At 64.3% G+C, this 13,060-nt stretch carries 12 protein-coding genes; 3 read left to right on the forward strand and 9 right to left on the reverse strand.

Going from position 1 to position 13,060, the window contains the following annotated elements:
* Positions 1–16: 16 nt before the first annotated feature.
* Complete coding sequence (locus tag RQH14_RS11780; protein WP_311213418.1) at positions 17–1,030, reverse strand: thiamine-phosphate kinase; 1,014 nt, start codon at positions 1,028–1,030, stop codon at positions 17–19.
* Between the two features lie 122 nt (positions 1,031–1,152).
* Between RQH14_RS11780 and RQH14_RS11785 the strand changes: the two genes are divergently transcribed.
* The gene (locus tag RQH14_RS11785; protein WP_311213419.1) at positions 1,153–1,662 is read left to right on the forward strand and encodes a DUF3515 domain-containing protein; all 510 of its coding nucleotides are present in this window, start codon (positions 1,153–1,155) and stop codon (positions 1,660–1,662) included.
* 32 nt (positions 1,663–1,694) lie between these two features.
* On the opposite strand, the gene RQH14_RS11790 is transcribed toward RQH14_RS11785, so the two are convergent.
* The 6 genes from RQH14_RS11790 to leuC all read right to left on the reverse strand — a co-directional run bounded on the left by RQH14_RS11790 (position 1,695) and on the right by leuC (position 8,270).
* Entirely contained in the window at positions 1,695–2,831 is a 1,137-nt protein-coding gene (locus RQH14_RS11790; protein WP_311213420.1) for a D-alanine--D-alanine ligase family protein, read from the reverse strand.
* Positions 2,831–3,883, reverse strand: a complete 1,053-nt coding sequence (locus RQH14_RS11795) for an NAD(P)H-dependent glycerol-3-phosphate dehydrogenase (RefSeq protein WP_311213421.1) — start codon at positions 3,881–3,883, stop codon at positions 2,831–2,833. Before RQH14_RS11795 ends, RQH14_RS11790 begins: the two co-directional genes overlap by 1 nt.
* On the reverse strand, positions 3,880–4,653 hold the full coding sequence (locus tag RQH14_RS11800; RefSeq protein ID WP_311213422.1) for a lysophospholipid acyltransferase family protein: 774 nt from the start codon (positions 4,651–4,653) through the stop codon (positions 3,880–3,882). Before RQH14_RS11800 ends, RQH14_RS11795 begins: the two co-directional genes overlap by 4 nt.
* 11 nt (positions 4,654–4,664) lie before the next feature.
* Positions 4,665–5,990, reverse strand: coding sequence for a UDP-N-acetylglucosamine 1-carboxyvinyltransferase (gene murA / locus RQH14_RS11805; protein ID WP_089595453.1), 1,326 nt, complete (start codon positions 5,988–5,990; stop codon positions 4,665–4,667).
* A 209-nt stretch (positions 5,991–6,199) separates the two neighbouring features.
* A complete protein-coding gene (gene leuD / locus RQH14_RS11810; RefSeq protein WP_311213423.1) occupies positions 6,200–6,808 on the reverse strand; it encodes a 3-isopropylmalate dehydratase small subunit in 609 nt (202 codons plus the stop codon).
* Between the two features lie 10 nt (positions 6,809–6,818).
* Entirely contained in the window at positions 6,819–8,270 is a 1,452-nt protein-coding gene (leuC, locus tag RQH14_RS11815; RefSeq protein ID WP_311213505.1) for a 3-isopropylmalate dehydratase large subunit, read from the reverse strand.
* 122 nt (positions 8,271–8,392) lie between these two features.
* Between leuC and RQH14_RS11820 the strand changes: the two genes are divergently transcribed.
* Entirely contained in the window at positions 8,393–9,112 is a 720-nt protein-coding gene (locus tag RQH14_RS11820; protein WP_014922101.1) for an IclR family transcriptional regulator, read from the forward strand.
* 7 nt (positions 9,113–9,119) lie between these two features.
* Positions 9,120–9,656 (forward strand): DUF1697 domain-containing protein, encoded by a 537-nt coding sequence (locus tag RQH14_RS11825; RefSeq protein WP_311213425.1) that lies wholly within the window; start codon positions 9,120–9,122, stop codon positions 9,654–9,656.
* Here RQH14_RS11825 and RQH14_RS11830 read toward each other — a convergent pair.
* Both RQH14_RS11830 and RQH14_RS11835 read right to left on the reverse strand, forming a co-directional pair.
* On the reverse strand, positions 9,653–11,272 hold the full coding sequence (locus RQH14_RS11830) for a GTPase (RefSeq protein ID WP_311213426.1): 1,620 nt from the start codon (positions 11,270–11,272) through the stop codon (positions 9,653–9,655). The genes RQH14_RS11825 and RQH14_RS11830 overlap by 4 nt on opposite strands.
* Positions 11,269–13,050: a dynamin family protein gene (locus RQH14_RS11835; RefSeq protein WP_311213427.1), complete on the reverse strand. Its 1,782-nt coding sequence runs from the start codon at positions 13,048–13,050 to the stop codon at positions 11,269–11,271. Before RQH14_RS11835 ends, RQH14_RS11830 begins: the two co-directional genes overlap by 4 nt.
* Positions 13,051–13,060: the final 10 nt, after the last annotated feature.

Genomic DNA, 13,060 nt, shown 5'->3' on the forward strand with positions numbered 1-13,060 from the left:
CGCATTCGCGGCGATCTTAGTCTGCAAAGTGATCCCATCCAACGGTGTCAGCAGCTTGCCCGGCGATCCGGACGCCGCTGCCTGGCGGCTCGACAACGGTTTGAACTGAGCCTATCGCAGTGAACCCCCACGGCAGCTGAATTCCTGCTGGGAAGGTGGCAAGCAATCCATGGTCCTCTCCCCCGCCCAAGACCCAGGTCATCGCGTCGCGGCCCAGGAGGGCGGCGGCCGGTTCCAGCGGCAGCGCATGGGTCTTCAAGGCCACGGGGTCGAAGTCGAGGGCAACGTTGCTGGCGGCAGCGAGCCTGCTCCCGTCCCGAAGCAGGCCGTCGGAAATATCCATCATGGCGGTTGCCCCTGCGCGGGCTGCCAAGGGTCCTGCTGCCAAAGGAGGCTGCGGACGGCACTGGCTCTCCACCAAACCCCGTTGCTCTGTGTCCAGGTTGTCCATGGGAATTTCGCTTTCCAACAATGCCCAGCCGGCAGCAGCCCTCCCCAAGGTCCCTGCGACGGCCACCATGTCACCCGGTTTGGCTCCGGACCGCAGCACCGGCGGCACACCACCCAGAGTTCCTACGACAGCCACCGTGACGGCCAGCTCGCGGCCCCGTCCGAGGTCTCCACCGGCGACGGAACAATCAGGGGCGCCCAGGCCTACGATTGCCGCAGTGAGGCCATCGGCGAATGCCTCGACCCACTCGACTGGAGTGTCCGGCGGCATGGTCAGGCTGACGACAAGAGAAGTGGCGCTGCCGCCCATGGCATTGATATCGCTCAGGTTTTGCGCCGCAGCCTTCCACCCGACGTCGTATCCAGTGGTCCGGTATCCGTTCTTCCACTCCAACCTGAAGTCCTGGTCCTGGGTTTGGGTGTCAATGGAAACCAGGGCGCGGCCATCCGGTGCCGCGATCAGGGCAGCATCGTCTCCCGGGCCCAGCAGGACGCCGGGGCTGTGGTTCAGGCGCGGAAAGATCCTGGCAAGGAGCTCGGATTCCGAAAGGTCTTGGACGGTCAATTGTTCTGCGGGCACGGCTCTACGCTATCGCGATCCACTGACAGAATAATGCCGTGCACCTGCCGCGGAGCAGGTAAGGGAATGTGACCCCGGATACGCGGGTCTGCCGGGCGGGACGCGCGGGATAGGCTGGATGGATGCATCGAAAGACCCTCCGCCGGACAGCCTTGGCAGTATCCATGGCCTCTGTGGCCGTCCTCGCTTTGTCGGCTTGTGCCCCTACCGTTGATGTCACGGCCGCTACCGACGCCGCCAATCCTGCCTGCGCCCCGATGATGGTCGCCTTGCCCGACCAGATCGGCGATGCCGCACTCCGCAAGACCAACAGCCAGGCCACGGCAGCTTGGGGCGAGCCGTCGCAGGTTATCCTCCGGTGCGGAGTGAATGTTCCCGGGCCCACTACAGACCGCTGCGTGAGCGTCAATGACATCGACTGGGTCATCAAAGAAGGCGATCCTGTTTACACCCTGACCACCTTTGGCCGCGAACCGGCCACCGAGATCCTTATTGATCCGGTCAAGTTGGAAGCGGCGAACATCAGCTCCGCAACGGTGCTCACTGAACTCGCGGCCGCGGTGGGCAAAATCAAGGCAACCGGCAAATGCGTGGGCCAGGAAGACCTGCAGAACCTGCCGGCCGGCAAATAGTGCCCGGCCGGCCACGGTCAGCAGGCCATGGGTCAGCGCAGGCCGGTCTTGCGGGTCAGCGCCAGGTGAATCAATTCGTCGATCAGCTCACCATAGGCCAGACCTGATGCTGCCCACATTTGCGGGTACATGCTCTTGGGTGTGAAGCCCGGCATGGTGTTGATCTCGTTGATGATCAGCTCGCCGGCAGGGGTGTAGAAAAAGTCCACACGGCTGAGGCCTTCGGCTCCCACAGCATCGAAAGCCACAGCAGCGAGCTCACGCACGCGGCTGATGGCTTCTTCGGGCATGTCGGCCGGGCAGCTCAGAGCGGCCGCACCGTCTTCGACATACTTGGCGGCGAAGTCGTAGAACTGGTGCTCCCCCGCTGCCACCGCGATTTCACCGGGCATGGACGTTCGGGGCGCATCGGTGCCGCGTCCCTGGAGGACGGCACATTCAATCTCGCGGCCCACAATGCCGGCTTCGATCACCAGCTTCAGGTCATGCCGGCGGGCTTCTTCAATCGCGGCGTCCAAGCCCTCCAGGGAATCCACTTTCGAGATTCCCATGGACGAACCGGCGCGGGCAGGCTTGACGAACACGGGGAACCCGAGCTTGTCCACGCGCTTCCGGACAGCCTCGGCGTCGGTCAGCCATTCACGGTCCGTGACTGCAATGTACGGTCCAACGCTCAGACCCGCGGACTCGAACACCACCTTCATGAAGTGCTTGTCCATCCCGACTGCGGAGGCCAGGACGCCGGCGCCAACATAGCGGGTGTCGGAGAGTTCCAGGAGGCCCTGGATGGTTCCGTCTTCGCCCCAGGGCCCATGAAGCAGCGGAAATACGACGTCCACGGATCCCAGCTCTTGCGGGACGGCGTTGGGCTGGGTCACGATCAGCTGGTGCTCACCGCCCACTTCGGCCAACGTCACAGTCTTTCCCGACGGCGCCACTTCAGGAAGCGCTGCGGAACTTAAGGACCACTGACTGGTGTCGCCCGAGGCCAGGACCCACTGTCCGGATTTGGCGATGCCGATGGGAATGACCTCGTACTTGCTCTTATCGATGGCGCCCATGACGCCGGCCGCGGTGACACAGCTGACGGCATGTTCGCTGGAGCGCCCGCCAAAGAGAACCGCTACGCGGGGGCGGCCGGTTGCAGGGGTGGAGTGATCTGACACCATCAGTAGTCGCCTTCGGACTTCAGTGCCCGGGCCAGCAAACGTGGTCCCAGGTCATCAACGGACATTCTGCCTTCCAGCACCGCTACCACGGCTGCCGTAATGGGCATTTCAACGTTCAACTTGCCGGCCAGCTCGTGCACGGCGGGGCCGGACTTGATGCCTTCGGCGGTCTGCGTCATCTGTTCTGCAACCTGTTCCAGGCTGAGCCCTTCTCCGAGCAACCGGCCCGCAGTGTGATTGCGCGACAACGCCGATGAGCAGGTGGCCACCAGATCGCCCAAGCCGGCCAGCCCGGCCATGGTGTGGGCTTCACCGCCGAGGGCCAGGGCGAGCCTGGAGGTCTCTGCGAGTCCCCGGGTGATCACCGAGGCCTTGGTGTTGTCGCCCATTTGCCGGCCTTCGCATATGCCCACGGCAAGGGCAATGACATTCTTGACGATTCCGCCAATCTCAACACCCACAACGTCTGTGCTGGTGTACGGCCGGAAGTAGGGCGCGGTGCAGGACAACGCGATCGCAGCGGCGGTATCAGCGTCGCTGCAGGCAACCACGGACGCGGTTGGTTGCTCCCTGGCGATTTCCATCGCCAGGTTGGGACCGGAAACCACTGCTACACGGGAGGCGGGAAGCCCCAGCTCCTGCGCAATGACCTCGCTCATCCGGGCATCAGTCCCCAGCTCCAATCCCTTCATCAGGGACACCACCACGGCGTCGGGGGCCAGCAACGGCTTCCACTCGCCCAGTTGTGGCCGGAGGGATTGGGCCGGAACCGCGAGGACCACCAACGTTGCGTCCTTCAGGACCTCCGCCACGTCCGTGGACGCGGTGATGGTTGCGGGAAGCTCGATGTCTTTCAGGTACTGGGCATTGCGGTGCTGCGAATTGATCTGCTCCACGACCTCGGGACGGCGGCCCCAGATTCGGATGGTGCGTTCAGCGCCGGCAGCCTCCGCGGCGTCGGCGAGGATTTTGGCAAAGGTAGTGCCCCACGATCCGGCACCCAAAACCGCCACGATGTCCGGTGTGTGGACGGGGCTTTGGAGAAGTGTCACTTACCATCCTCCGGTTCCGGCGCGTCGGAGGATCCGCGCTCAACGAAACGGCCGTGCTTTGACTGTTTGTGAACAGCCGGATCCCAGCGTTCAGCAGGAGCGGGCTCGTTGCGCAGTGTCGCCAGCAGCCCGGTGATGGCATCCATTATGACCTCGGTTGCCTCAGTCAGCGTGGAGCGGTCCATCGGCCGGTCCGCGAAGGCACTGAGGTCCACCGGTTTACCGACGAGGACCCGCACCGTCCTGCGCGGGAAAAGGTGGAAGCGCTTGGCGTAGCGCGGGAAGACTTCCTGCGCACCCCAGTGCGCCATGGGCACTACAGGCGCTCCGGTCTGCAAGGCAAGCCGGGCGGCCCCCGTATGCCCCTTCATGGGCCAAAGGTCGGGATCGCGGGTCAGCGTACCTTCGGGATAGATAATGATGGCACCGCCGGCATCCACCACCTCTTTGGCGACTTGCAGCGAGCGGTTCGCTCCCGCCGTCGAGCGTTCCACGGGTATCTGCTTGGTGGCATGCAACAGGGCTCCGAGCACGGGCACCTTGAAGAGGCCCTTCTTCGCCAGGAAGTGCGGCGGACGCTGCTGGTTGTACACCATGTGCCCGATCACGATGGGGTCAATCTCAGTGCAGTGGTTTGGTGCCGCAATGAAACCGCCTGGCGGAAGGTTCTCAACACCCTCCCACTTTTTGGCCATCAGGAGGTTCATCAACGGGCGCGCGAGGCCCGCCAGCAGCACGAACGTGGCACGGCTCTTGGCCGATTCCTTCAAGGGATCCCCCGCTACTTGGTGGTGGTGATATCGAAGTCGGCGCCCAGGCCGGCCAGCTTCTCGGTAAAGCGCTCGTAACCGCGGTTGATGATGTCGATGCCCGTCACCCTGGAGGTACCAGTAGCTGCCAGCGCCGCGATGAGGTGGCTGAAGCCGCCCCGAAGGTCCGGGATATCGATGTCGGTACCCCGGAGCGGGGTGGGTCCTGAGATGACGGCGGAGTGAAGGAAGTTCCGCTGTCCGAACCGACACGGGACGCTGCCCAGGCACTCGCGGTGCACTTGAATATTCGCGCCCATCCGGGCCAACGCATCAGTGAACCCGAACCGGTTTTCATAGACGGTCTCGTGGACGATCGACACGCCTTCTGCCTGTGTCAGGGCCACGACCAGGGGCTGCTGCCAGTCCGTCATGAACCCGGGGTGCACGTCCGTCTCCAGGACCAAGGGGGAGAGCTTCCCGCCCTGGTGGTAGAAGCGGATGCCGTCGTCGCCGATGTCCATTCCGCCACCCACTTTGCGGTAGGTGTTCAGGAAGGTCATCATGTCCCGCTGCGATGCGCCTTCAACGAAGATGTCGCCCCGGGTCACCAACGCAGCGGACGCCCAGGACGCGGACTCGTTGCGGTCCGGGAGAGCACGGTGGTTGTACCCGCGGAGATCCTTGACGCCTTCAATCCGGATGGTGCGGTCAGTCTGGACGCTGATGATGGCGCCCATTTTCTGCAGGACAGCAATGAGGTCGATGATCTCGGGCTCAGTTGCGGCGCCGATGAGTTCAGTGATTCCCTCGGCTCGCGTTGCGCTCAGCAGCACCTGCTCCGTGGCACCAACCGACGGATACGGAAGGGAGATTTTGGCTCCATGGAGGCCGTGCGGCGCGGAAATGTGGATGCCGCCCGGGCGCTTTTCAACTACTGCGCCGAACTGGCGGAGCACGTTCAGGTGGTAATCGATGGGCCTGTCGCCAATTTTGCAGCCACCCAAGTCAGGGATAAAGGCCTCGCCAATGGCGTGGATCAGGGGTCCGCACAGCAGGATGGGAATCCGGGAATCCCCGGCGTGGGCATCAATCGCGGTACTGGACGCAGTCTTGGCATCCTTGGGATCCAGGGTGAGGTCACCCGTGACCGGATCCTTCACTACTGTCACGCCGTGCAGCTGCAGCAGGCTGGTAACAACCTCTACGTCCTTGATTTCCGGCACGTTCCTCAGCACCGATGGTTCGCTGCCCAGCAACGCCGCCACCATGGCCTTGGGCACCAGGTTCTTGGCACCGCGAACGGTCACTCGTCCTGTTAAGGGGACGCCACCGCGGATTGTCAGAACACTACTCATCTATACCGGTTTCCTCACGACTACTCGCCCCCCAAACTTACAAAGGCTCCAGCTAAGCATAGAAGCTCGCGTTACCGAACCGAAATGGACGCACCCGGCGCCGCGAGCTTCAGGCATCAGTTGAACGTTGACGAAAAAGGACCGGTGGGCACTCCCAACGGGTGCCCACCGGTCCATATTCTGCCGCTCTGCGGCCTCAGATGGCGCCGCTATCCAGCCTGAAGCTTCGCGGGAAGCGTCTTGGGCTTGAAGGAAGGACGCGTGGCCTCGTAGGCGGTGATGTCTTCTTCATGCTGAAGTGTCAGGCCGATGTCATCGAGGCCCTCCAGGAGCCGCCAGCGGGTGTAGTCGTCAATGTCGAACGGAGCCACGATGTTGCCGCACTCCACGGTCTTGCTGACAAGGTCAACCTTGACTTCGGTGCCGGGAGCGTTTTCCAGCACTTTCCAAATGAGCTCAATGTCATCCTGTGCGAGCTGCGCGGCGAGCAGACCCTGCTTGCCGGAGTTTCCCCGGAAGATATCGGCAAACCGGGAAGACAACACGGCTTTGAAGCCGTAGTCCTTCAGCGCCCAGACAGCATGCTCACGGGATGAACCCGTGCCGAAGTCCGGCCCAGCCACCAGGACGGAACCGGCATTGAACGGGACCTGGTTGAGGATGAAGGATTCGTCCTTGCGCCAGGCGGCGAAGAGGGCATCTTCAAAGCCGGTTCGCGTGATGCGCTTGAGGTAGACCGCAGGGATGATCTGGTCGGTGTCCACGTTGCTTTGGCGCAGCGGCACGCCGATGCCGGTGTGGGTAGTGAATGCTTCCATGGTGATCCTCCTAGACTGCTGTTCCGGTCAGGCTGCCGGCCGTGACGGACTCCAGGTCCGACGGCGAGCTCAACGTGCCGCGCACGGCCGTGGCTGCGGCAACAACGGGTGAGACCAAGTGCGTGCGACCCCCCTTGCCCTGGCGGCCCTCAAAGTTGCGGTTGGACGTTGACGCGCAACGCTCTCCCGGCTCCAACTGGTCCGGGTTCATGCCCAGGCACATGGAGCATCCGGCAAAGCGCCATTCGGCGCCGAATTCCTTGAAGACCTTATCCAGACCTTCAGCTTCGGCCTCCAGCCGGACACGGGCCGAGCCCGGGACCACCAGCATGCGGACCTTGGGGTCCTTCTCGCGGCCGCGAATGATGTCGGCAGCAACGCGGAGGTCCTCAATCCGGGAGTTGGTGCAGGACCCCAGGAAGACTGTATCCACACGGATGTCCTTCATGGGAGTGCCGGCTTCCAGGCCCATGTACTGCAGTGCCCGCTCGGCAGCGGCCTTGGCGTTCTCGTCACCGAAGTCCTCCGGAGAGGGAACCTTCGCCGAGAGGGAAACGCCCTGGCCGGGGTTGGTACCCCAGGTCACGAACGGCTCCAGGGTGTCCGCGTCCAGGTCCACCTCAACATCAAAGGTGGCGTCGGCGTCGGTGTGGAGCGTGTTCCAATACTCGACGGCTGCATCCCAGTCTGTGCCTTCAGGCGCATGCGGGCGGCCCTGCATGTAGTCGTAGGTGGTCTGGTCCGGAGCCACCATGCCTGCGCGGGCGCCGGCTTCGATGGACATGTTGCAGATGGTCATCCGGGCGTCCATGGACAGGGCGCGAATGGCCGAGCCACGGTATTCCAGGACGTATCCCTGGCCGCCGCCTGTGCCGATCTTCGCAATGACCGCGAGGATGATGTCTTTGGCGGTCACGCCGGGACGCAACGTACCTTCAACGTTGATGGCCATGGTCTTGAACGGCTTCAGGGACAGCGTCTGCGTTGCCATGACGTGCTCAACCTCGGACGTACCGATACCCATGGCCAGGGCGCCGAAGGCCCCGTGGGTTGAGGTGTGGGAATCGCCGCAGACCACGGTCATGCCCGGCTGTGTCAGGCCCAGCTGCGGGCCCACAACGTGCACGATCCCCTGTTCCTTGTCTCCCAGGGAGTGCAGGCGGACGCCGAATTCCTTGCAGTTGGCACGCAGGGTTTCAATCTGGGTGCGGCTGGTGAGGTCCGCAATTGGCTTGTCGATGTCCAGCGTGGGAGTGTTGTGGTCCTCGGTCGCAATGGTGAGGTCAACGCGTCGCAGCGGTCGGCCGGCCAAACGCAGGCCTTCGAAGGCCTGCGGTGAGGTCACTTCGTGAACCAGGTGAAGGTCGATGAAGAGAAGATCGGGCTGGGCGTTGGCTCCTTCGCCTTCACCTTTGCGCACCACGTGCGCGTCCCAGACTTTCTCGGCCAGTGTCTTTCCCACGGCCTTGCTCCCTTCACTGCGTTGGCTTGTTGCGTTGTTCTTGGTCCACTGAAGCAGCATCGCTGCGAAATAGGCCAGCGAAAGAACTTGCATCTCAGATATTGAGACGGCAATATCATTACATGGACAATTCTAGTGGAGTCGGTGTCATTGATAAAGCGGCCCAGGTACTCGATGCACTCGAGGCCGGGCCCACGACACTCGCGCAACTTGTAGCGGCTACGGGCCTTGCCCGGCCCACGGTTCACCGCCTCGCGCTGGCGCTGGTCCACCACCGGCTGGTGAGCCGCGACATCCAAGGACGCTTCGTCCTGGGAAGCAGGCTCGTGGAGTTGGCATCCGCTGCAGGTGAGGACCGGCTGATCGCTTCCGCGGGACCGGTCCTGATCCAGTTGCGCGACGCCACAGGTGAAAGTGCACAGATCTTCCGCAGGCAGGGCGATTGGCGTGTCTGCGTCGCATCAGCCGAACGTCCCATCGGCCTGCGCGACACCATCCCGGTGGGCACTCAGCTGTCCATGAAGGCCGGCTCCGCCGCCCAGGTCCTGCTGGCGTGGGAAGACCACGACCGCCTCCTTGAAGGGCTGCAAAACGCCCGCTTTACGCCCACCGTACTGGCAGGAGTACGACGCCGGGGCTGGGGTCAGAGCCTCGGCGAACGCGAGCCTGGGGTCGCCTCGGTCTCTGCCCCCGTGCGTGGACCGTCCGGCCGGGTCATTGCGGCCGTGTCGATTTCAGGTCCCATCGAGCGGCTTACCCGCCAGCCGGGCCGCCTGCACGCCGAAGTAGTCTGCAACGCCGCCCGGGTGCTGACGGAAGCCCTGCGAAAGAACAACGACTAGGTCCGGCATGGGCAACTACGCCGTTTTCCTCCGCGGAATCAATGTAGGCGGCATCAACATCAAAATGGCCAACCTCAAGGCCGCCCTTCAGGAATACCCGTTCGCCAAGGTCAAAACCCTCTTGGCCAGCGGAAACGTCGTGCTGCAGAGCGAGCTCACAGCCCAAGAGGTCAAGGCGCAGTTCGAGCAGTGCCTGCGGAAGACCTTCGGCTACGACGCCTGGGTGGTGGTCCTCACAGCAGGCCGCGTGGGCGAATTGGTGGACGCCTGCCCCTACCCGGCTGATGACAAATCCACGCACAGCTACATCACACTGGCTTCCGATACAGCGATGCTCGATGAACTCTTTGAAGCCGGCGAATCCCTGGGCGGCGTAGCGCAGGTGCGGCTGGGCCCTGAAGCTTCAGCGTGGCTGGCACCCGCCGGCGGCACGCTGGACAGTCCGTTCAGCAAGCTCTCCGCCAAGGCCCGCTACAAAGCCTGCACCACCACCAGAAACCTGCGCACGCTCATCAAAGTCAGGGACGCGGCCGCGGCCCTTTAGGAAGAACGTGCCACCTTCAACGCAGCGTTGAAGGCCTTCAACCGGGTGATCTCAACGTCCACCGGCTCCACGATCCGCTGCTCGGCAACGACAGCCACTGCCGCTTTCAGCCGTTTCGCGGCCCGGGAGGCACGAGCCCTCGCTGCCCATCCGCCCACGATGCGACCGACAATGGCAAGGACGATTCCCAGCAGGACTCCCCCGGCCACCATCAACGTAGGCCAGGGCCAGCCCTCCGTCCGCGGCACTTCCGGTACGGGCATCTGGAAGTAGCCCAGCGCGGCCAGCACACCGAGCCAGCCCAGTCCTCCCACGGCCAGCACAAGCGCCAGCCATTGAAGCGTGTTGAACAACGCCCACCACAGGGGTCGTTGCGTCGCCTTCAGGTCAGTACCGGCGATTGCCTGGTCCAAGGCATCAGGCAACTGCTCCCGGCCGTCCCGTGCCACGGCGCGGATGGCAGCCCGCCACGGTCCGGGAGCACCCTCCGACGCCACGTCCGCAAAATCCCGGACGGCAGCATCGGTTCGTGCCCGTTCCGGCGCACCGGCGGGCGGCAAGGACGTCCGGCTGAGATCGGGCCGGGTGTCCTCCCGCCCCAGGTTCAGCCTTCGCAAAGGGTCCGGCCGGAAGCGCAACAGCCATCGCGTCACGGGCCATCCAGTCCGTCGGGCCGATTCCCTCGTGAAGGACCGCTGGACCGCGTCCACCACTACCGGCACGTTGGCCGCCGTCGCCAGTTCAGACGCAAGCCGCACCTTGGCTCCTGCAGTAATGCCCCGCGCCTCACCTTCGCCTGACGCGTGGGCGAGTTCAGCGCCGGCCTTGACGACGTCGGCCGCCAGCCTCCGCGTTGTTGCCTCCCGCTGTACTACGACGTTCCTGATGGCCCCGCGGACGGCAGGGACGCCGTCGCCGGTTATTGCTGACGCACCCACCACGCGGACCTCGCCCAGCCCGTCACGCTCCAGGATGGCCTCCAGCGATTGCATGACTGCTGAAGCATCGGCGGCGTTCAGCTTGTCCACTTGGTTCAGGACCACCAAGGTGACGGCACCATGGGAGGCCATGGGCCGAAGGAAGTCGTTGTGCACCGCGGCGTCAGCGTACTTTTGCGGGTCCAGGACCCAGACGAGGACATCCACCATGCCTACCATGCGCTGGGCAATCTCCCGGTTTTCCACCCTGGTGGAGTCGAAGTCCGGCAGATCAAGGAGCACCAGGCCTGTGTCCGCGTCGGCCAGTCCCGGGACAGGTGGCAGCGGATGCCGTTCCTTGACGTCCAGCCAGTCGAGCAACGGGCCGCTGCCATCCTCACCCCAAATTCCCGCCAACGCCGCTGATGTCGTGGGGCGTCGCGCCGTCGCGGTGGCAAGGTCGCTGCCGGACACGGCATTAAACAGTGATGATTTGCCGCTGCCCGTGGCCCCAAAAAAACCCACCACGGTGTGCCCGGCCGACAATGAACGCCTGGAAGTGGCACGCTCCAGGACGTCATAGACAGATTGCAGGTTTTCGTCCGGAAGCACGCCTTCGGCGAGTTCGCGCGCCGTGTTCAGCGCCTCGAGCCGCCTCTGCAGTTGGGATGCCTCGCGGACTTGGCCGTGGCGGCTCATGCGGCCCCCGCCAGGCGGCGAAGGGTCTTGGCATGCCGGGCCAGCTGGTTCCCGGAGCTTGGATGCGCCGCCTCAAGGCGGTCGAGGAAACGCTGCCGTTCGTCGTCCAACATCCGTTGGCACTGGGTGTGCAGGTCATCCCGGGCCTGCTGGGCCAGGCGACGCACCGCGTCCTCGCCGAATACGGCTTCCAACAATTTCTGGCCGACTACTGCCGTGCCGCCGGCGATGCCGATCTCCAGTCCGCTCAAGCCCGCGGTCATGGAGAACACCACCACCATGAGTGCAGCGCCCAGGCCGTTGACGCCGAAGGACAGCCAGCGGGCCTGGGTCCGTTTCCCCTGTCCTTGGGTGCGGATCATCTCCATCAGGCCTTCCTGCCAGGTCCGGATGGCAGCGGCAGATTTCGCGTCGAAGCCCTCGCTTGTCCCTGACAGGTCATCGGCGCCAAGGAGGTGGCGGCCCGCGGCGTCAGCACGCCATCGTCTGTCTACGTTTTCTGCTGCCGTGGCGGCCTCGTCCAGGATTACTGCCTGAAGCCCGGTCTCGATGGCGGTCTCGACCTTCACCGCGGGAGCCGGCTCCCCGCGGAAGAAAGCACCCACCCGATCCCGCATCCGCCCGATGTTTTGCTCCAATGCCCGGAAGAACTCCCCCGTGCCCACAAAGTCCTGCCACCGTGCCAGTACCTCCCCGCGGAGCAGTGCACCGTCCTTGGTGGCCTCGAGAATTCGGGACAGCGCCTGCTCGTACTCCTGAACGCAGATGGTCTGGAGTTCGTGCGCAGCGGCATCCTGGGCTGATGCCGCTGCGGCGATGCCCTCCAATCGGACGCTGACGGCTTTGACAGCCCCATTCAGCGTCCGCCGTGCGACGTCCGCCCTGCCAGCCGCATTCGATGCCAAGGCTCCCAGCCACTGACGCAGCGCTGACACCGATTCTTCCGGCAGCATTCCTAGTTCGTCCAAGGCACTTTCCGGAACGACGAAGAGCTCCGCGCCGCCGAGACCCTGCCGGTCCAGCATGGCCTTGAGGTCGGTCCTGACCTCTTCTTCGGCGGACACGGGCACACGGTCCAGCACCACGGCTACGGTGATATCCCGTGACGCCGCGTCCAGCAACAGTCGCCAGGGGACGGCGTCGGCGTAGCGGTTTGCCGTGGTGACAAACACCCAGAGGTCCGCGGCCGCGAGCAGCTGACCAGCGAGCCGGCGGTTGTCATCGGAGATGGAGTCGACGTCCGGCGCGTCCAGGAGTGCTATTCCCTGCGGGACTGCGTCATGCCCCACCAAGACCAACGACGTGATGGCCTGGGCGTCAGGTGCCGCACCTGCCTGGTTTGCGGGCATCGGGCTCGACGACACAGCGCCCCGGATGCGGTCCAGACTGGGCAGTATCCTGTGGCCTTCAAACCAACCGGCGTCCTTGGGGTGGTGCAGGAGGATGGGTTGACGTGTGGTGGGCCTGATGGCACCTGCCCTGGTGACCGGATACCCCACCAGCGCGTTGACAAGCGTGGACTTGCCAGCACCTGTGGAGCCCCCCACGACGGCGAGCAACGGAGCGTCCAGGCTGCGGTAGCGGGGAATGACGTAATCGTCGAGTTGCGCAAGGGATTCGCGAATCCATTGGCGGGCCTCCGGGGCCTCAGGCACCGCGAGCGGAAGGGTGGTGGCCGCCAGTTCCGCGCGGGCAGCTTCCAAGGCCTCGACGGCGGCCGCCGCACCTTGGGGTACGGGCGTTTGCCGGATAGCTGCCGGGTCTTCGTTTGCGGTCACAGCATCATCA

Origin of the sequence: Arthrobacter sp. WCS2018Hpa-7 (genome assembly GCF_031843805.1) — a bacterium.
Classification (GTDB): Bacteria; Actinomycetota; Actinomycetes; order Actinomycetales; family Micrococcaceae; genus Arthrobacter.

Coding starts and splice junctions, on each gene's coding strand:
- RQH14_RS11785 (WP_311213419.1), top strand. CDS start 1,153: ATGCATCGAAAGACCCTCCGCCGGACAGCCTTGGCAGTATCCATGGCC.
- RQH14_RS11790 (WP_311213420.1), bottom strand. CDS start 2,831: ATGGTGTCAGATCACTCCACCCCTGCAACCGGCCGCCCCCGCGTAGCG.
- murA (WP_089595453.1), bottom strand. CDS start 5,990: ATGAGTAGTGTTCTGACAATCCGCGGTGGCGTCCCCTTAACAGGACGA.
- leuD (WP_311213423.1), bottom strand. CDS start 6,808: ATGGAAGCATTCACTACCCACACCGGCATCGGCGTGCCGCTGCGCCAA.
- RQH14_RS11820 (WP_014922101.1), top strand. CDS start 8,393: ATGGACAATTCTAGTGGAGTCGGTGTCATTGATAAAGCGGCCCAGGTA.
- RQH14_RS11825 (WP_311213425.1), top strand. CDS start 9,120: ATGGGCAACTACGCCGTTTTCCTCCGCGGAATCAATGTAGGCGGCATC.
- RQH14_RS11830 (WP_311213426.1), bottom strand. CDS start 11,272: ATGAGCCGCCACGGCCAAGTCCGCGAGGCATCCCAACTGCAGAGGCGG.